Genomic DNA, 19,375 nt, shown 5'->3' with positions numbered 1-19,375 from the left:
TAATCTGGTTGCTCCATAAAATGGTTACTCCATAACATTGACATAAAAAAAGCAGACATCAATAGTGTCTGCTTTTTTACTGGAGTAGCCTGTCACCCACTGTGTTATCTAACGCTTACTATCCGCTGGCTGATGTTTAATGATGGTTTTAGCCAAATGATCACCAAACCAAATAGCGGTATCAATATCTCCTTTTCCTGGCGTCTCCTCAGGCGGGCCATCGAGAGATTGCGTCATCAAACCTAAGAAGCTAGACAGACGATTGAGATCGTGTGCCTCATGACCCGTCGGCATAAGCGGCAGCCCAATCCAGTTCATGCCGTGCTGCATGGCATACAAAGAAATTTGCTGCAACACGGCAAGTTTATCACCGCTCAGACCGCCTGAGTTGGCAAAAGCTGCGGCCCATTTGCCTTCCCACGTGCGGTTGTACCAACGCTTTGAGGTTTCATCCATAAAGGTTTTGAATTCAGCGGTGACGCTGCCCATATATACCGCGCTACCGAAAACCAATAGATCTGCCTGATCTAAATAATCCCAGTCAATATCATGAATATCAACCGCTTTTGCTTGGGCCTCTGGTAATTGCTGATGCGCGCCTTGTACAATCGCTTCAGCGACACGCTTAGTATGACCATAGTTGCTATGGAAAATAACGGCAATCGATACGTTAGGCGTACTATCAGGAGATATTTTTGAGGATTCGCTAGTTGTATTCATACAGACTCTAATAATGACAATAATGGTTAAATAAAAATAATATAGTGTACGAGTGCAAAACGACTCAGCGCACTCAATAGGTTTGTTAGTTGTGAGCTGACATCTACGTAGCGGCGCGGCGCACAATCACGAGCGCCATTCTTCCCGTTGCAGGCTGCTGCATATGCGTTTGACGACGATAAGAATAGTAATGCCGATCTGCATAGCTACAGCTGATAGGTTCTTTACTATCTATCGACACGCCAGCAGCTGTTAATTGATCAGCGGCCAGTTTTGGTAAGTTTAGCTTAACTTTATGCGTGTGCACTGTAGCGCAATTCGATAGTTTATCAACTGTCTTATGTAAATGCTGAGTATCGCTATGATTTTCAAGACCACTATCTGAGCGCATCACATATAAACTGTCAAAATTATCACTATCTGACGCCGTGAGTAATTGATTATCTAAGCAACCAGCCAATAATTGGTCACGAACTTGATGACTCACTTCATAATTGGCCTGACTGATACACACCCCTATCCAAGCCTGTATAGCCCCTGAATCGGTAAAGCGCTGAGCAGTCTCTCGAATCACGCCGCACGCTAATCCTTGCCAGCCTGCATGAATGGCGGCGATTTTACCGCTAGCGGGTTGGTATAAGACAATCGGCACACAATCTGCCGTCATGATCGCCAGTCCACGACCACTTTGCTTGCTGATTATGGCGTCAGCCGCCATTGGTGCCATGCTCAAAGGCGTCGTATCAATATCATGGATCTGTTTACCATGAATCTGACTGACCCAATGTAAGCTGTGAATAGCAGTATGTTGCTCAGTTTGTGATGACTCACTTGCCATCTGTGTATTAATCGCAGCCAACAGACTCATACGATTACCTAATACCTTTGCCGCCTCATCGTTGACATGCAGGCCTAGATTTAGCGCGCCATAATTTGCTTGATGGTTTGCTTGACTGTCAAGCCCTCTTTGCTGGCTTGCGGTAGCAGGTTCGTCAAAATTATTCGGCGCAAAAGCAGCCGTTTGGAAAACAGCCACGTCATCCATTTGCGCGAGCATGGTCATTGGAAAATTATCTATTATCGGAAGCTTGTTTGTCACGACTGCCCCATCCTTTTATCTACTGACTGTCTAAAAATTGGCATCACTAAATCACTATAAACTTGGCAATTGTCGTAAACACCTTTAGACAGCCGCTTTTCTCAATAGCGTTTACTCGTCATCATAGCCGTCGCTTAATACGGCTATTAGCAGTTGCATGTCTTTTGGCAGTGGCGTCGTCACTTCAATATCCTCACCAGTTACCGGATGCACAAACCCAAGAGTATAGGCATGCAATGCTTGGCGCGGGAAGTTGCTGATGGCTTGGCGCTGTGCTTCTGTCAAACCTGCTCGCAGTTGACGACGACCACCATAGACACGGTCCCCGACTAGCGGATGGGTCACATGGCTCAGATGCACGCGAATCTGGTGCGTACGACCTGTTTCCAGTCCGACATCTAACAGACAGTAGTTGTCATTCAGTGGCGTGACATTTAATAGATGGGTTACCGCTTCACGGCCGGCAGTCATGACTGTCATTTTGGTACGCTGAGTACGATGTCGCCCTATCGGCGCATCAATACGGCGATGACGCAGCAAGCTTGCTTGATCGCCTGCTACCACACACTGATAATGACGATAAACAGATTTGTCTTTTAGCTGCTCCATCAGCGCCATTTGAGCCGGTTTGGTTTTACCGATGAGTAGTAATCCAGAGGTGTCTTTGTCAATACGGTGTACCAACCCTGCACGCGGCAAGTGATGCTGCTGCGGATAATGATATAGCAAAGCATTGACTAATGTGCCTGTCTGGTTACCCGCACCCGGATGCACCACCATACCGACAGGTTTGTTGATCACCAGCACATCATCATCCTCATAGACCACATCGATATCGATATTTTCTGGTTGATCTTCACTATGCTGCTGCAACGTCGTTGATAGATGTAGGACATCACCTGCTTTGACACGAACCTTTGGTTTTTGCACACTGCCGTTATAAAGTAAGCTACCATCCGTGATCCAACCTTGTAATTGCACGCGCGAAAAGTCTGCAAATACTTGCGAAGCGACTTTATCGATACGTAAGCCAGACTCATCTTCTGTGACGATATGCGTTATATCTACCACCACTGGTACCGCTTGACCTGCTACTGGCGCTTCATCGTCGTCGCCTTCATCCATGTCGCTGTCATCAATTTCTTCATCAATATCGCTATCTTCTTCGAGCAAGTCGTCATTATCAAGAGCATCAGTGTGCTCGTCCATTATTTCCTGCTCATCCATCATTTCTTGATTGTCAGGCTCGTCATTATTTAAAACGTTATTTGGCATTGGTGACTCTTGTGCTGATGAATCAGTCTCTAGCGATTGATTCGGTGATAAATGGGTAGTCATGGCATCATTATTCATAGCGGATTGATACCTAGCAAAGTTACTAACTATGTAAAGTTGCTAACTATATTTTGTTAGGTGACTTCATTCAAAGATAAAATAATAAAAAATTGTCGTTTTTTGACCTCTAGCAAATAATAAAAGCTATGCAGGTCAAAAAAGCGGAGACAATACCGCCCTAGTGTATCATGTCACGCGTCCAAGCCCTATAAAAGTGCATACTATCTGTGAATTTTTGAGCGCTTCTGAGGTGCCAAGCTTTACTGCTTAGCTCTCTAGAACATAACATTGCTGTAATTTACTGTATATTTGTTCCTGCCAGCGATATTCGGTATCGCTCGTGATAGCCGCTCATGGTAAACTGCCTGTAAAATATAGATAGCGAAAAAATAGACGAAGCAAACGTTATTCTATAAAGTATAGCCATGTTTTGCTGTATGCTATGGCACTGTATTGCTATGCCATATTCAAATACAGTATAAAAATACCATTGGTTTTTATTGACAGTGTTTGCCATTTAAACCGTTTGAATATGATTAAATGCATTTGATCTATTACAGGCTTACTATAAAAGCTCTATGTATCAGACCCAATCTACCAGTACAATACGTCATAACAAAAACTGCATTCGATGAAAAACGTGTTGCTTGTGCATCGCTGAATACTCAGCATCGTTTTTTATCACTAATTTTTTATATAGCATGATAGCACTGCTGCTATTATGCGTCTTGTGTCGGAGAAGAAGTATGCAAGCTGTTGGCAATACGTTTATCAAACTGTCCTCAATCACCTTACTTGCGCTTAGCGTCAATCTAGTAGGTTGCCAGACATTCAAAAACCTCACTGGCGCCAAAGATGTCGACGCGGTAGAAACAGCGGAGAAATCAGAGCAAGGTTACTATAACGATGCCATCGCTCAAATCGATAAAGGCCGCTATGTTCAAGGTGTTGAAGAACTGACCAATCTGCGTACCTTTTACCCAACTGGGCAATACGCTGAACAGGCATTACTTGATATGATGTATGCACAGTATCAAAGCGATAAATACGAGATGGCAGCAGCGAGTGCTGAGCAATTCATCCGTCTATATCCTTCTAATCCCCAAGTCAGCTATGCTTACTATGTACGCGGCGTTGCCAATATGGAAGGCTCGTCTGAGAGTTTGAAGCTGTTTAAATTAAACCAAGCGGAGCGTGACACTGCGTATCTACGTATTGCCTTTGCCAACTTCCAAGAACTTATTAGCAAATACCCAAATAGCCCCTATGCACCAGATGCCGCCCAGCGCATGACATTTATCTATAATCAGTTTGCTGAGAGCGAGATGAGCGCAGCCAACTGGTATATCGAGCGTGAAGCTTATGTGGCAGCTGTCAACCGTGCCAAATGGGTCTTCCAGTACTATCCACTGAGTGAGTCAGTACCAGATGCCATTGCTGTCCTAGCCTATAGCCACGAAAAACTTGGTCTAACAGATTTGGCAAATGAGTACAAAACCCTATTGCAAATCAACTATCCAAACATGCTGACGAGTAATGGCAAAGTCAAACTGAGCACCAAACGTGATCGCTCTTGGCTCAATAAGATTACCTTTGGACAGCTTGGTCGTTCAAGCACAACTGACAACTCAGTGGCAACGGGCGAATATAATGGCGCGACCAAAACCCAAATGATTGGCAACGCAGCCCAGTTGAGACTAGCAGAGACAAACACAACGCCTGCCAACACTCCAGTCGCCAACAATGCGTCTGCACGTAATGGTATTAGCGTAGGCCTAGGTCTGCCTGAAGCGTCAGCTGAGCGCGTGACCAGCCAATCAAGCACTGGCTCGACTGCACGAGAAGCCAACGTCGATCCACTAAATACCAATCCAACACGTCGCACTACGCTAAATGACGACAGTGTGAGTAATATGGATAATAATTGATTATGTGAGGTCTTTTAGCCTAGCTAACACAGTCTGTATTCATTGATAATAAGGTCAACATTACGTTGGCCTTATTTTTCTAGCAGTACCTTATTACCTCTGCCCCAACATAATCGACCTATGGTAAACTGTTTTTTGTATGAGCATTCCTAACCATATTCTTGAACAACTCAATAGCCAAGCTGACCTGATCAGCATCATTGGCAAACACACCACGCTTAAACGCGCTGGTAGTGAATATAAAGGCTGCTGCCCTTTTCACGGTGAAAAATCGCCTTCTTTTTATGTCAATCCACAAAAAAATATCTATCACTGTTTTGGCTGTAGCGTCGGTGGCAATGCCATCAGTTTTTTGCGTGATTACGAGAATCTTACCTTTATCGAAGCAGTCAATGAGCTATCTAAACAAACAGGCATTGAAGTACCAAAAGAAGAGCAACAGAACGTCAGCTATCAACGCCGTACGCCAAAACCTATTGCACCGCCGCCAGTTCACAATGTACCTAGCCCAACAATAGAGCACAGCAAAGTAAATCAAGACGGTGCAAACCAAGACGGCACAAACCAAGACAGCTATCGAAATAACTATCAAAACAACCGTCAAGCCAGTCATCAAAATAATGTTGACCAAAGCGACCAAAATCACATAGACCAGTCAAGTTATGATGACGCTCAGGGTTACGATAATTTCTCGCCGCTAGACGCTTACGAGTCAGCGCCTTATTCGATGGACTCGTATCCATCAGAGCCGTATTATTCAAACCATGCGGACGATAGTGGCTATCCGCCAGTGTGGCTGACAGAAACTGACGCAGGCATGGATAGTATTGGTATCGATCAGACGTCTGATCAAGATGGCAATTTGTACGATCTGCTAGAGCAGATCCAGCAGTTCTATCAGCATAATCTACACACTCACCCTCATGCCAAGCAATACTTTTTGTCACGCGGACTCACTGAAGAGACTTTTGAGACTTTTGGTCTTGGCTATGCGCCATTTGGCTGGCAGCATCTTGAGCATCAGTTTCCACAAGATATTGAAGGACTTAAGGCACTAGGGCTCGTGCGCCAATCAGAGTCTGGCCGTGACTACGATCTGCTGCGTGATCGGGTTATTTTTCCTATTCGTGACAACCAAGGTCGCACCATTGGTTTTGGTGGTCGGGCGCTCGACGATGAGGTCAAGCCAAAATACATCAACTCCTCAGACTCGCCCGTCTTTCATAAGCAGCATGTACTCTACGGCTATTATGAGTCGCGCCAGCAGCGTGCAAATAGCTGGCTGGTGGTCGAGGGTTACATGGACGTCATTGCTCTCTATCAAGCGGGCATCTATGGCGCGGTCGCCTCGATGGGTACGGCAATCAATGAAAGTCAGATATCGCGGCTATTGACACTCAATCCAACGCTGACTTTGAGTTTTGATGGCGACAGTGCCGGACAAAAAGCCGCTTGGCGTACGCTTGAAGTTGCCTTACCTGTGCTTGCTGATGATAAAGAGTTACGGTTTTTAACCCTACCTAATAATCATGATCCTGATACGTTTATCAAGAGCCATGGCAGCGATGCCATGCGTGAGCAAATCAGCCAAGCCATGCCGTTATCACAGTATATTTTTGCGTACTTAAGTGAGCGCTATGACATGAGTCTGGCTGAAGGTAAAGCCAAGCTCATGTCGCAAGTACGCTCATTGACGACCGCTTTGCCAAAAGGCAGTAGCTTTCGCTATTTGCTCAACAATGATGTTTATCAAAAGCTTGGCGGCAGGCGCAGTCAAAATGTCGAGGCCAAAGATGCGCTGCTAGACTTTGATGGTGATATGACCATCAGCCAACAATTGCAGCTGTGCTTTTTGTTTCAGCCGCGCGCACTCATTGATGACCCTATCGAATCGATTTGGCAACAGTCTGGTATTAATGGCTTACACCTACCTGCGCATATCAAACAAAAGGCTTCAGCCGATACGCTGCGTCCGCTTGCTTGGGAAGACCTGCAAGACGCGGCTCTGCTTGACATCGTGAGCACTATCAAACGCTGTCTTAATTATTTGCCAAAAGATGCCAACGCAGCAGCGCATTTTATCTTATCAAATGTGAAGCCTGCGACCCAAGAGATGCTAAGCCGTAATTGGGGCGGCTTTTATAAAGCGCTAACTGCACGCAATATTTTGGGGCTTGATGGCCTGATCGAAGAGCTAGTCAGTCAGCTGCTTGAGCGCAATATGAAGAAAAAAATACAAGAGCTGATAAAAAACCCTGATCATATTAAGCTTGCGATCGTCCGTAAACAAACCCAATTATTGAACGATTGGCTACGGGCACAGCAGGCAGAGCAATCGGCACAGATGGTCACCGTTCAGTCTTAATGTTTAATTATCAAATCATGCCCCTTTAAAATTCTAGCCACTGCCCCCACTACTAATGATTATGCCCAGTAGCATGAGTCACTCCTAAATCATTTAGCTGATGGCAAATAAACGGCAAAAAATGGTCGGTAGCTATCACTAGCTCGTGCTTGACGACTGCGGTCTGTGTTAAACTGTGTCGCTGTATATTGACAGCACTGCTTGGTTAATGATTGTGAGCATGCATCTTTAAGCACAAATTTTAGGTATTATTTTACGTATCTGCTTTTAGATACTATTTTGAGTATTAAATTTTAAGTACTATATTTTTTTAGGTACTGTATTGAAGTCTTTTTAGCTTTTCTAATTTTTAGCTGTTTTTTAGCATTGTTATTGTAGTGTTTTGAGCCTTTATTCATATCAACTCATTTTTGATATTATTGACAACCTCTACGCCATATTTTGATCAATCGATTGATAAGATCAACGCAAAGAGCGAGCGATAGCGAGTCACAATATAAAAATGTCCGATGCAAGTAAGCGAGTATTTATGAACGATAAGTCAGTTTCTCAGTCCACATCTCAACTGGCCACCTTAATCCAAATGGGCAAAGAGCAAGGGTATCTTACCTATGCTGAGGTGAATGACCAGCTGCCCGACTCTATTACCGAAAGCGATCAGATCGAAGATATTGTGCAGATGCTAACCGATGTTGGTATCAAAATCTTTGAGTCTGCCCCTGATGCCGATGACATCTTGATGAACGATGATTCAAGTGATGATGACATGGCAGCAGACGAAGCAGCGGCAGTACTTGCCTCTGTTGAAACCGAGCCTGGTCGTACCACTGACCCTGTCCGTATGTATATGCGTGAGATGGGTACAGTTGATCTTCTTACCCGTGAAGGTGAGATCTCCATTGCTAAGCGTATCGAAGAAGGTATTCGTGATGTACAGCATGCCATGGCTTACTGGCCTGGCACCGTACAGTTCGTCCTTGATGAATACCAAAAAGTACAAGATGGCGAAAAAAAGCTATCTGACGTCATCACTGGTTTCTTAGATCCTGAAACCGAAGAAGATAAAATCGCCGCTCAAGAAGCCAAAGATGCGGTGAAAGAAGAGCGTGAGCGCATCAAAGAAGAAAAAGAAAACCCGCCTATCATCAAAGCTAAAGTGAATGCCAAGGCAGCCGCACTTGATGATGACGAAGATGAAGACGAAGACGACGTTGAAGAAGAAGCTGAAGAAGAAAGCAGCGGTCTTGATCCAGAAGAAGTACGTTTGCGTCTAGAAGAGATCGAGCATCTATTTATCAAAGCCAAGCAAGCGCTGCTTGATTATGGTCGTGGTAGCGTGCAGGCGGATACTGCGTACGCGTTACTTGCTGAACGCTTTATGATGCTAAAGCTCAATAATCGCTTGTCAGACCAAGTCATGGCGATCATGCATGACGTCTACGACGACGTGCGTAAGCAAGAGCGTCAAATCATGCGCTTGGTGATTCGCCGTGGTCGTATGCCGCGTGAAGAGTTCCGTAAGACCTTCCCTAGCAATGAAACCAATGTCGATTGGCTCATTGAGCGTATCAAAGGTAAGCCTGCATTTGCGGGCACGCTAGAAAAAGTCACTGATGACGTTATTTTACTTCAGCGCCGTATTCGTGATTATGAGCAGCAGCTTGATATGAAAATCCACGACATGAAAGACGTGGCACGTCGTATGGCCGTTGGTGAAGCAAAAGCTCGCCGCGCGAAAAAAGAAATGGTTGAGGCCAACTTGCGTCTGGTTATCTCTATTGCCAAAAAATACACCAACCGCGGCCTACAGTTCTTGGATCTGATCCAAGAAGGTAATATCGGTCTGATGAAAGCGGTTGATAAGTTTGAATATCGCCGTGGTTATAAGTTCTCAACGTATGCCACATGGTGGATTCGTCAGGCAATCACGCGCTCTATCGCTGACCAAGCGCGTACCATTCGTATCCCTGTGCATATGATTGAGACGATCAACAAGATCAACCGTGTCTCACGTCAGCTGCTACAAGAAATGGGCCGCGAGCCAACGCCTGAGGAATTAGGCGAACGTCTAGAGATGGACGAAGTCAAAGTCCGTAAGGTGCTCAAGATTGCCAAAGAGCCTATCTCTATGGAGACGCCTATCGGTGATGATGAAGATTCACACTTAGGTGACTTCATCGAAGATGGTACGATCTCAAGCCCTGTCGACGATGCAACGTCTGCTGGACTACAAGAAGCCACTCGTGATGTACTCGGCAACCTGACTGAGCGTGAAGCCCGTGTATTAAAGATGCGTTTTGGTATCGACATGCCAACGGATCATACTTTAGAAGAAGTTGGTAAGCAGTTCGATGTTACCCGTGAACGTATCCGTCAGATCGAGGCAAAAGCGTTGCGTAAACTGCGTCATCCCTCACGTTCTGAGCATTTACGTTCTTTCCTTGAAAATGACTAATATTCAATGAAGCTAAATAAAAAAAGCCGAGTTTATCTCGGCTTTTTTGTGTTTGTTAATCTATGTTATCAATGCGCGCCTAAATTTTGCTCAGCATCTGGTTTGTCATGCACACCGAAATTGTCTATCATCGTCTGGCTTGCCTCGTTCAAACCAATAAGCTCTACCTCAGTGCCTTCACGGCGAAATTTGATAATGACTTTATCAATCGCAGCGATTGCTGTTCAATAACTACTTTAGAGACAGACTCTTTAATATCAAAGGATTCAGTCATACGCTCTGCTGACGAAAAGCATAGGCGAGGATTTAACTTTTTGACCATCCCAATTACCGAGCTTAAGTGACCACCCTACTTCTTAGTTTGAATAAATTTATAGTCTTTTGGGCTTTACAGACTTAGATTCTGTATTAGAATCATACGGCACCTGCAATACTACGCTCACAGATTTCATCGCTAGGAAACTGACATGATTGTCCGGCAAACACCCCACCCGTTTAAGATATTTTTCGCCCTTCGCGGTTCAATCATTCCAAAAATCTATCCGCAGCTGCTATTGGTTACCATCCTTAGTACAGCCATTACCATTATTCAACACTGGATTCCTGACTCTTTTCCTTATTATGGTATCACCACTTTTACCTTATTGGGCATCGCATTATCGCTGTTTTTGGGATTTCGAAATAATGCCAGCTATCAGCGTTGGTGGGAAGCACGGATGCTATGGGGCCAGTTGGTATATGATGCTCGCAGCTTAACGCGCCAAGTCTTATCCTTTATAGATGATGACAACGAGCATGGTCGTGAGACTCAGCGCACCATGGTATATCTGACCATTGCTTTTGCACATGCGGTGCGCCACAGGCTGCGTGGTACGCCACCTTGGGCGGACATAGATCCCTTTGTCGCATCCATACATCATAATGGTATGCGCCAAGCAAAAAATGTCCCTGACCATATAATGCGCCTCATGGGTAAGCATCTCGGCGATATTCGGCGTCAAGGACTGGTCTCAGAGCAAGTCATCCAAAACATGGATGAGCGCCTGACCTCTATGACGATTGTCTTGGCAGCCTGCGAGCGTATTCATAACACACCGCTACCTTTTGCTTATATGCTGCTGGTACATCGTACGACCTACTTGTATTGCGTCATGCTGCCTTTTGGCTTGGTCGCCTCGCTTGGTTGGGCAACGCCCTTGGTTTGTGCCGTGATTGCTTATACGTTTTTTGGGTTAGATGCGCTGAGCGAAGAGCTAGAAGAGCCGTTTGGTTTGGCGGCTAATCAGTTACCTCTGACCGCCTTGTCACGCACGATCGAAATAAATCTGCGAGAAGCGCTGGGAGAAACCAATCTGCCGACTGACATTATGCCTATTGATGGTTATTTGCCGTAAATATTGCCGTCATCTAAGCGCCATACAATAAACCAGCGGCAAACGTAACTTGAATAATCCACCGCACGCCACTATAAATAGCAGACAAAGGTACTGTAGGTAAAATCTCTACTCTAACCAGCTGATTTATTCAAAAATATTATCTATAAAAGCGAGGCTCATATCATGAGTGATGATTCAAAAAATAATAACGACAACGTCGACAACAATGTAAATAACCCAACCAGCAATCAGCCATCAGTGAAAGTCACTGATTTGACGCCAAATAAAGGCGTTCTGAAAGGCAAAAAAACAGACATTCAAAACCCAGAGCTTTGGGAGTTCCCGATGAACTACCCACTCAGCATCATTGGTCATGAAGGTGAGCACGAGAGCCTGCTTAATGAAATCAAGCTGATCTTGGGTAGCCAATTCCCTGATTTTGATTTGGCCTCTATTGAAGTGAAACCTTCTAGAACGGGTCGCTTTCATTCAGCACGGGTCAATCTGTACCTAACAGCCGCTGATCAAGTCAATACACTTTATGCCGCGCTTGATAACGCCAAGACGGTCCGCATGGTTTTGTAAATCGTTCAGACAGGTTTAGCGCCTTTTGGTCCAAGTCGTCACTCGCTAGTAATAACATATGGGTGGCGATTTTTTGTGGTTTGATGTACAATCTGCGCCCGCATTATTGCCGCCATGGTGATGGTTATCAGGCGACAATCACTGAGAAAATAAAAAGCAAACGGCCACACTATTTTTACAAAAAATTTATGATCGACCGCATTTGCGTCTAACCCTTATCCCATCGTCCTTTGCCAAAATTTGGACTGCCTACAACCTTGTAGCAACATAGTTTTATCCTAAAATCAATATAGTATTTTCAAAATTTTCCCGCTATATTGTGCCTACCGATTAACAAACACGCTATATGTAGTACTCAGTGATTTTTGCTATCACTATGGGTAGTGGCTGCTTGTTGCCAAAAAACTACTGCTACCATCGACTACAATCGCGTCATAAAGAATGTCTGCCGCTCCTTTGGCGCGCAGCATCACTATAAGCAATCAAAATAGAGGCCAACATGACACATATTGATAAAATCCAAGTAACCAAGCGTGATGGACGTTTAGAGCCTATTAATTTAGACAAAATTCATAAGGTAATAGCGTGGGCGGCGGATGGATTGGACAACGTCTCTGTGTCGCAAGTTGAGCTAAAGTCGCACATCCAGTTTTATGAAGGCATCAAAACCCGTGATATTCACGAAACCATCATCAAATCTGCTGCCGACCTTATCTCTGAGACCACGCCTGATTATCAATATCTCGCCGCGCGCTTGGCGATCTTCCATCTACGTAAGATTGCGTATAACCAGTTTGAGCCGCCGCACCTGTATGACCATGTCAAAACGCTCACCGACGCGGGCAAATATGATAAGCATATCCTAGCGGACTATAGCCGTGCTGAATTTGACGAGTTAGAAGAATATCTGGATCATTGGCGTGATATGAACCTTGCCTATGCTGCTGTCGAGCAAATGGCAGGGAAATACCTAGTACAAGACCGTGTCACGAAGACCGTGTACGAAAGCCCGCAGTTCTTATATATGCTCGTGGGCATGTGTCTATTTGCCAATTACGACAAAGCTGAGCGCTTAAGCTACGTCAAACGCTTTTATGATGCGACCTCAGAATTCAAAATCTCACTACCGACACCGATCATGTCAGGTGTGCGTACGCCATCGCGTCAGTTTAGCTCGTGCGTACTGATCGAATGTGGTGACAGCCTAGACTCAATCAACGCGACCACCAGCGCCATCGTACGCTACGTGTCACAGCGCGCTGGTATCGGCATCAACGCTGGCCGTATCCGTGCCCTTGGTAGCCCGATCCGTGGCGGTGAAGCGCAGCATACTGGCTGTATCCCATTCTACAAACTGTTCCAAACAGCGGTGAAATGCTGCTCACAAGGGGGCGTCCGTGGCGGTGCTGCGACCCTATTTTACCCATTATGGCATTTGGAAGTTGAGTCATTACTGGTACTCAAAAACAACCGCGGCGTCGAAGACAACCGTGTCCGTCATATGGACTACGGCGTACAATTAAACAAAACGATGTACACGCGCCTCATCAAAGGTCAAGACATCTCGCTATTTTCACCAAGTGACACGCCAGGCCTATATGATGCGTTCTTTGAAGACCAAGACAAATTCGAAGCGCTATACACCAAATACGAAAATGATCCTAACATCCGTAGCCGTCAAATCCCAGCTGCTGATTTGTTCAGCCTAATGATGCAAGAGCGCGCCAGTACGGGTCGTATCTATATCCAAAACGTCGATCATTGCAACACCCATAGCCCATTTGATGCGACGGTTGCCCCGATTCGCCAGTCAAACCTATGTATGGAAATCGCGCTACCGACCAAACCACTGGATAACATCAATGACGAAGAAGGCGAAATCGCCCTTTGTACGCTATCAGCGGTCAACTTGGGTAAAGTCGAGAGCGTCAGCGACATCGAAGAGCCAGCCGAGCTAATCGTCCGTGCCCTTGATGCCCTACTCGACTATCAAGACTATCCGGTCAAAGCTGCTGAAAATGGCAGTATGCGCCGACGTACGCTTGGTGTGGGCGTGATTAACTACGCTTACTACTTGGCTAAGAATGGCGCACGCTACTCTGACGACAGCGCACTTGGTCTGACCCATCAGACGTTTGAAGCATTGCAGTTCTATCTCTTAAAAGCCTCAAACAAATTGGCAAAAGAGCAAGGCGCGTGCCCTGCGTTCAATGAGACCACGTACTCACAAGGTATCTTGCCGATTGATACGTACAAAGCCGACTTGGATACAATCTGCCAAGAGCCGCTACATCTCGATTGGGAAACGCTACGTAGGGATATCACGGAACACGGTCTACGCAACTCTACCCTAACCGCCTTGATGCCGTCTGAGACCTCAAGTCAGATCGCCAACGCGACCAACGGTATCGAGCCACCACGTGGTCTGGTCTCTATCAAAGCGTCAAAAGATGGCATCTTAAAGCAAGTCGTGCCTGAGATTGCTACCCTAAAAGATCAGTACGAGCTACTATGGCAAATGCCAAACAATGACGGTTACCTAAAGCTGGTCGCTATCATGCAAAAATTCGTCGATCAAAGTATCTCTGCCAATACCAACTACGATCCTGTTCGTTATGCTGGTGGCCGTGTACCGATGAAGATATTGCTAAAAGACTTGCTAAACGCTTATAAAATGGGTGTGAAGACGTTGTACTACCATAACACGCGTGATGGTGCGAACGATGCCCAAGCGGATATGGAAGATGATTGTGCTGGTGGGGCATGTAAGATTTAGGTGAGAACCGTTAAAAAATTGCATGTCAATTTTAGGTTCGCAAGAGAAATTCTTTAAATAGAATTTCTGAGGATGGCGGGCTTGGCTTTTGGGTTAAGCTCGCTGTTTACTTATTGTAGTCTTGGCTATTTTATATCATCAGTAACAATATCAGAGACATATCAAATGAGCTTTCTATCTGATCAATCTTTAGAATTCGCCAGAGAACATATAGAAAAATATTATGATTCTGATTTCTTCCCGAAACTAGAAGAATATGAAGCTTTATGGCATTCATGGGACGAAGTAAAAAAAGAACTAATGTCTACCAGTATTAAAAGCATGTCTTTTAATAGTCCTACGACATCTACTTCGACCAAGCCTAAAGGTGGATTCCGTGTAGTTCAACAGCTAGACGCTATAGAAACTTTAATATATATAAGTTTAGCATATACAGTGGCAGAAGCTATTGAGAATAAGAGAGTTCCAAAAGAATCTAAAGTAGCTTGTTCATATAGAATAGAAATTAAGAATGGTAGTTTTTTTTCGAATGGTAATGGCTTTCAGGAATATATAGATAAATCTCAAAGTTTAGCTTCTGAGTTTGATTATGTTCTTTATACTGATATAACAGATTTTTATAATCAAATCTATCTCCATAGACTGTGTAACGCTATTTCTTATGCTGATCATACTTTAGAAAAAGTGGCTGAAGATGTTGAGTACTTTTTATCCACCTTGAATGGGAAAACTTCTCAAGGTATCCCCGTAGGCCCTGCTGCCAGTGTATTGATGGCTGAAGCCATTCTATTAGATATAGATGAATATCTAATTGGCCAAAATATTAAACATACAAGATATGTAGATGACTATAGAATATTCTCAAATAATAAAGAAAAACTCACCTCAGTATTAGAAAATTTAACGCTGTATCTTTACAAGAGCCATAGATTGACCATAGCTACTGATAAAACAGGTATTATGGGAAGTAAAGAATACATTAACAAAGTTATGTTCAATAGTTATGAAATTGAAAAGCAAGAAATTATAAGAAAAATTGAAGTATTCAATCCTTATTCTGAGCAGTTTGAAGAAATGGATAATCCGTTTCTAGACGAAAGTCACTCTTTTGAAGAGCAAATCGACTTGGTTTCTCAAAGAATACTAGATAATGAGCATCTGGACTTAGGAATAGCTAGATACTTTATTAGAAAGTCAAAGAAACATAAAATAGAAAAATCAGCACAGGTTATCTTTGATAATTTCAATTTATTTCTACCTGTAGTGAATGATGTTTTCCTATATCTAGACAAAGTAAGTGATACTAACTTCATTGACAAGTGGAAAAATGAAATTATAGGATTATCAACTTCTTCATTTATGCAGCGAAATCTTGTAAAAACATGGTTCGAGTGGTACATATCTCGAAATATAGAAATCCTTAAGATACCGCAAATTGAGGTTTTTGTATTTGCAAACACTAGCATCAATTGTCAATCGAAAGCAGCTATAAAACTAAATAAGTTGTCATGGATAAGAAGTAAAAAGGACGAAATACAAAATTTTAATAATAAGGAAAAACTAGCTGTTATTAGAGCGGCACAAATCCTACCTAAAGATGAGAGAAAACACTGGCTAAGTTTTATACAGAAAAACTCATCTTCATCTATTGAGAAATGGGTAGCAAAATGGGTGAAAGACATTTGATAGATAATTTAAGTTGTAGGGTTCGTCCAGCGCACCGATGATATAAAAATTGTGTTTAAAGGTGAGCGAGTCGCACCCTACAAAATATACTCAAACAGCAAGGTCGCTAAGAAAAAAGAAAAACACCATAACAAGGTCGTTTAGCCCCGACTATAGCGATATCCTGCTGACGACGATGGCGTTGCAGTCTCTGACTGGACGTAGTATCGAGGCAACAGGAATGCGGTCAGACACGATAGACTGCACGCCAGCGGCTAAGCAGATACAAGCGGTAGGCGGGATTGGCTACCTTAATATTTAAATTTAACACAGTAACAAGTAAGACCTAATTTTCGTGCTAAAATTAGCCCTATATTTAGAGCATAATTTTAATGGAGAATGGGGCATGCAACCGATATTTGCGACACAAACAGCCAGTATTTCAGAGCTAAAAAACAACCCTTCTGCCTTGATCAAACAGTCAGATGGTGAGTCGATTGCGATTTTAAACCACAACAAACCCGTGGCTTACTTGGTTTCCACAGACATGTACGAGCGTATGATGGAAGCGATGGACGATATGGCACTCAGCCAAACCGTAAACGCACGGATGAATGATGGGCAAGCGCCTATCAAGGTTACGCTCGATGACTTATAGTCTTGAGTTTCACCCGTTAGCGTTAAAAGAATGGAAAAAGATAGCGCCAAGCATCCAACAGCAGTTTAAGAAAAAATTACAGCAGCGACTATCCAACCCTCATGTGCCTGCGTCGAAACTTTCTGGACATACAGATACTTATAAAATTAAATTACGCACCATAGGGTATCGTTTGGTATATACCGTTAAAGATGACGTGGTGGTGGTTTATGTATTGGCAGTCGGTAAAAGAGAAAACAACAAGGTATATGACAGTCTGGCGACGCGTCAACCCTAACGAAAACTTAGAAATAACTAAAACGACGGAGGTCATGTGCACTATACCGCAATCATCAAAGACGGTGGTTTGTTTATCCCAAACGTATTTTCAGACCTAAACGATGGTGGCTCGCATATCGTACAAGTCGAGGTTGATATTGCAGCGGTGCGTCAGCAGTTAGAGATGGATGAAGCGCCAAAGGCAGCCGTCGCCAAAAAAAGCGTGGCAAAAGCAGCCAAAAAACCAGCATCGCGCGCGGCTAAAAAAGACGTAAAAACAGCAGCAGAAGCGTCTGATGTGAGTACCCTACGTAAAAGCGCACTGGATGAATTAGAAGCACTCGATGATAGTGAACTGAGCGAAATATTCAAAGCCTATATGAACGATGGCAAAGAGCCCTCACAGATATCGCTAGAGAACCTTTAACCCAAAAAGCCATTGACCAAAATTTATAATATAATCATATCCAATTTATATAATTTCATAACCGTATCAATGATAAAGGCAGTCCCATGACTTACTCGATTTTTTCGCAAACGCCAAACAATGCGCTAACAGAGCCGATGTTCTTTGGTCAGCCCGTCAACGTGGCGCGCTATGACCAACAAAAGCACCCCATCTTTGAGCAATTGATTGAAAAGCAGTTGTCATTCTTTTGGCGTCCAGAAGAAGTCGATGTGTCACGCGACCGTATCGATTTTAGCAATCTGTCCTCGCATGAGCAGCATATATTTTTGAGCAACCTCAAGTATCAGACCCTACTCGACTCTATCCAAGGTCGTAGTCCAAACGTGGTGCTACTGCCGCTAGTGTCTATCCCTGAGCTTGAGACGTGGATTGAGACATGGTCGTTTAGCGAGACGATTCACTCGCGCAGCTATACCCATATCATTCGTAATATCGTCAATGACCCAAATATTATCTTTGATGACATTATGCAAAACGAGCACATCTTAGGCCGCGCCTCTGATATCGCTCAGTACTATGATGAGCTGTATCGCAACTCGCAGCTATATAGCTTATACGGTCCAGGTACGCATAATATAAATGGTGAGGAAGTGACCGTTGATTTACGATCGCTGAAAAAGCAAATGTATCTATGCATCATGGCGGTCAACGTCCTAGAGGCCATTCGTTTTTATGTGTCGTTTGCCTGCTCGTTTGCCTTTGCTGAGCGCAAATTGATGGAAGGCAATGCCAAAATCATCAAACTGATCGCTCGTGACGAAGCGTTGCATTTGACCGGTACGCAGCACATGCTAAATCTCATGCGTAATGGTCGTGACGATCCTGAGATGGTCGAGATTGCCGCAGAGTGTTTTGATGAAAGTATTGAGATCTTCCGCAAGGCTGCCGAGCAAGAAAAAGAATGGGCAGGCTATCTGTTCAAAGATGGCTCGATGATCGGTCTCAACGAAGATATTCTGTGCCAATATATCGAATACATCACCAACTTACGTATGGAAACCGTCGGCTTGCCAGCGGCGTTCCCGAACTCAAAATCAAACCCAATCCCGTGGATCAACACGTGGTTGTCGTCTGACAATGTGCAGGTCGCCCCACAAGAGACCGAGATTAGCTCGTACTTGGTTGGTCAGATTGACTCTGATTTATCAGACAGTGATTTTGACGACTTTGAACTATAAAGGCTCCGAATTATAAGAGCTGAGTTGTAAGAGCTTTGAGCTATAAAGGTTTTAAATTATAAAGGGTTGATCTGTAATCATTTTATCGGTTAATAGTAGGGATAGTAATAGCACAGATATCCCAATAGGATGAGCGATGACTTGGGTAATGACCAGTAAAAAGCAGTTCTATCTACATGATGACGAAAGTCTACTAGATGGACTATTACGCACCGGACACGATGTCAACTATCAATGCCGCGAGGGCTATTGTGGTAGCTGCCGAGTCAAGCGTATTGCTAGCTCGCATACGGTCGATTATCCATTTAACCCGCTTGCCATGATTGAAGAGGATGAAATCCTGCCCTGCTGTTGCCGTGTGCGGGGTGTAATCTATATCAACCATGAGCTGATTGAAAAGCCTTAGCAAAATAGTAGGGACTAAAGACTGGCCTGAACATTAGCTTTTATGCTTTGATAAAATTTAACTCAATAAAAAAGCGCGCTCCTTATCCAAAGGAGCGCGCTT

15 protein-coding genes and 1 pseudogene are annotated in these 19,375 nt (G+C 44.1%); 12 read left to right on the top strand and 4 right to left on the bottom strand.

The features are described from left to right. Nucleotides 1-108 precede the first annotated feature (108 nt). The 3 genes from AOT82_RS00930 to AOT82_RS00920 form a co-directional block, all read right to left on the bottom strand. Nucleotides 109-720, bottom strand: a complete 612-nt coding sequence (locus AOT82_RS00930) for a flavodoxin family protein (RefSeq protein WP_071001407.1) — start codon at nucleotides 718-720, stop codon at nucleotides 109-111. A 103-nt stretch (nucleotides 721-823) separates the two neighbouring features. Continuing rightward, on the bottom strand, nucleotides 824-1,819 hold the full coding sequence (locus tag AOT82_RS00925; protein ID WP_227517164.1) for a polyphenol oxidase family protein: 996 nt from the start codon (nucleotides 1,817-1,819) through the stop codon (nucleotides 824-826). A gap of 111 nt (nucleotides 1,820-1,930) precedes the next feature. Then, the gene (locus tag AOT82_RS00920) at nucleotides 1,931-3,172 is read right to left on the bottom strand and encodes an RluA family pseudouridine synthase (RefSeq protein WP_442965706.1); all 1,242 of its coding nucleotides are present in this window, start codon (nucleotides 3,170-3,172) and stop codon (nucleotides 1,931-1,933) included. Between the two features lie 728 nt (nucleotides 3,173-3,900). Between AOT82_RS00920 and AOT82_RS00915 the strand changes: the two genes are divergently transcribed. The 3 genes from AOT82_RS00915 to rpoD all read left to right on the top strand — a co-directional run bounded on the left by AOT82_RS00915 (nucleotide 3,901) and on the right by rpoD (nucleotide 9,902). Continuing rightward, the gene (locus AOT82_RS00915) at nucleotides 3,901-5,082 is read left to right on the top strand and encodes an outer membrane protein assembly factor BamD (protein ID WP_071001406.1); all 1,182 of its coding nucleotides are present in this window, start codon (nucleotides 3,901-3,903) and stop codon (nucleotides 5,080-5,082) included. 139 nt (nucleotides 5,083-5,221) lie between these two features. Continuing rightward, complete coding sequence (locus AOT82_RS00910; RefSeq protein ID WP_071001405.1) at nucleotides 5,222-7,447, top strand: DNA primase; 2,226 nt, start codon at nucleotides 5,222-5,224, stop codon at nucleotides 7,445-7,447. Between the two features lie 529 nt (nucleotides 7,448-7,976). Then, nucleotides 7,977-9,902 carry an RNA polymerase sigma factor RpoD gene (rpoD, locus tag AOT82_RS00905; RefSeq protein ID WP_071001404.1) on the top strand — a complete coding sequence of 642 codons (1,926 nt, stop codon included), beginning with the start codon at nucleotides 7,977-7,979 and terminating at the stop codon, nucleotides 9,900-9,902. 68 nt (nucleotides 9,903-9,970) lie between these two features. Here the strand turns inward: rpoD and AOT82_RS13560 are convergent. Then, nucleotides 9,971-10,194, bottom strand: a pseudogene (locus AOT82_RS13560) (sodium-independent anion transporter); the annotation flags it as partial. A 175-nt stretch (nucleotides 10,195-10,369) separates the two neighbouring features. Between AOT82_RS13560 and AOT82_RS00900 the strand changes: the two are divergent. From AOT82_RS00900 to yfaE, 9 genes are all read left to right on the top strand, one after another. Continuing rightward, complete coding sequence (locus AOT82_RS00900) at nucleotides 10,370-11,296, top strand: bestrophin family protein (RefSeq protein WP_071001403.1); 927 nt, start codon at nucleotides 10,370-10,372, stop codon at nucleotides 11,294-11,296. 276 nt (nucleotides 11,297-11,572) lie between these two features. Further along, nucleotides 11,573-11,863, top strand: coding sequence for a YbeD family protein (locus AOT82_RS00895; RefSeq protein ID WP_058024867.1), 291 nt, complete (start codon nucleotides 11,573-11,575; stop codon nucleotides 11,861-11,863). A gap of 499 nt (nucleotides 11,864-12,362) precedes the next feature. Continuing rightward, complete coding sequence (gene nrdA, locus AOT82_RS00890) at nucleotides 12,363-14,639, top strand: class 1a ribonucleoside-diphosphate reductase subunit alpha (RefSeq protein ID WP_071001402.1); 2,277 nt, start codon at nucleotides 12,363-12,365, stop codon at nucleotides 14,637-14,639. A gap of 165 nt (nucleotides 14,640-14,804) precedes the next feature. Then, on the top strand, nucleotides 14,805-16,325 hold the full coding sequence (locus AOT82_RS00885) for an RNA-directed DNA polymerase (protein WP_071001401.1): 1,521 nt from the start codon (nucleotides 14,805-14,807) through the stop codon (nucleotides 16,323-16,325). A gap of 385 nt (nucleotides 16,326-16,710) precedes the next feature. Continuing rightward, nucleotides 16,711-16,962 carry a type II toxin-antitoxin system Phd/YefM family antitoxin gene (locus tag AOT82_RS00880; protein WP_071001400.1) on the top strand — a complete coding sequence of 84 codons (252 nt, stop codon included), beginning with the start codon at nucleotides 16,711-16,713 and terminating at the stop codon, nucleotides 16,960-16,962. Then, entirely contained in the window at nucleotides 16,952-17,239 is a 288-nt protein-coding gene (locus AOT82_RS00875; protein WP_071001399.1) for a type II toxin-antitoxin system RelE family toxin, read from the top strand. Before AOT82_RS00880 ends, AOT82_RS00875 begins: the two co-directional genes overlap by 11 nt. Before the next feature lie 36 nt (nucleotides 17,240-17,275). Beyond that, the gene (locus AOT82_RS00870) at nucleotides 17,276-17,647 is read left to right on the top strand and encodes a hypothetical protein (RefSeq protein WP_071001398.1); all 372 of its coding nucleotides are present in this window, start codon (nucleotides 17,276-17,278) and stop codon (nucleotides 17,645-17,647) included. A gap of 86 nt (nucleotides 17,648-17,733) precedes the next feature. After that, entirely contained in the window at nucleotides 17,734-18,867 is a 1,134-nt protein-coding gene (gene nrdB, locus AOT82_RS00865; protein ID WP_071001397.1) for a class Ia ribonucleoside-diphosphate reductase subunit beta, read from the top strand. 136 nt (nucleotides 18,868-19,003) lie between these two features. Beyond that, nucleotides 19,004-19,273 (top strand): class I ribonucleotide reductase maintenance protein YfaE, encoded by a 270-nt coding sequence (yfaE, locus tag AOT82_RS00860; protein ID WP_071001396.1) that lies wholly within the window; start codon nucleotides 19,004-19,006, stop codon nucleotides 19,271-19,273. Nucleotides 19,274-19,375 lie beyond the last annotated feature (102 nt).

Source organism: Psychrobacter sp. AntiMn-1 (assembly GCF_001854065.1).
Classification (GTDB): domain Bacteria; phylum Pseudomonadota; class Gammaproteobacteria; order Pseudomonadales; family Moraxellaceae; genus Psychrobacter; species Psychrobacter pacificensis.
The sequence above is the reverse complement of the archived record's forward strand: the minus strand, read 5'-3'. Positions and strand labels throughout refer to the sequence as shown.

Bases quoted from the DNA above. Each gene is read 5' to 3' on its own strand.
- rpoD (WP_071001404.1), top strand. From the start codon at position 7,977: ATGAACGATAAGTCAGTTTCTCAGTCCACATCTCAACTGGCCACCTTA.
- AOT82_RS00900 (WP_071001403.1), top strand. From the start codon at position 10,370: ATGATTGTCCGGCAAACACCCCACCCGTTTAAGATATTTTTCGCCCTT.
- AOT82_RS00910 (WP_071001405.1), top strand. From the start codon at position 5,222: ATGAGCATTCCTAACCATATTCTTGAACAACTCAATAGCCAAGCTGAC.
- nrdA (WP_071001402.1), top strand. From the start codon at position 12,363: ATGACACATATTGATAAAATCCAAGTAACCAAGCGTGATGGACGTTTA.
- AOT82_RS00930 (WP_071001407.1), bottom strand. From the start codon at position 720: ATGAATACAACTAGCGAATCCTCAAAAATATCTCCTGATAGTACGCCT.
- AOT82_RS00880 (WP_071001400.1), top strand. From the start codon at position 16,711: ATGCAACCGATATTTGCGACACAAACAGCCAGTATTTCAGAGCTAAAA.
- AOT82_RS00915 (WP_071001406.1), top strand. From the start codon at position 3,901: ATGCAAGCTGTTGGCAATACGTTTATCAAACTGTCCTCAATCACCTTA.
- AOT82_RS00875 (WP_071001399.1), top strand. From the start codon at position 16,952: ATGACTTATAGTCTTGAGTTTCACCCGTTAGCGTTAAAAGAATGGAAA.
- yfaE (WP_071001396.1), top strand. From the start codon at position 19,004: ATGACTTGGGTAATGACCAGTAAAAAGCAGTTCTATCTACATGATGAC.
- AOT82_RS00920 (WP_442965706.1), bottom strand. From the start codon at position 3,172: ATGAATAATGATGCCATGACTACCCATTTATCACCGAATCAATCGCTA.
- AOT82_RS00885 (WP_071001401.1), top strand. From the start codon at position 14,805: ATGAGCTTTCTATCTGATCAATCTTTAGAATTCGCCAGAGAACATATA.
- nrdB (WP_071001397.1), top strand. From the start codon at position 17,734: ATGACTTACTCGATTTTTTCGCAAACGCCAAACAATGCGCTAACAGAG.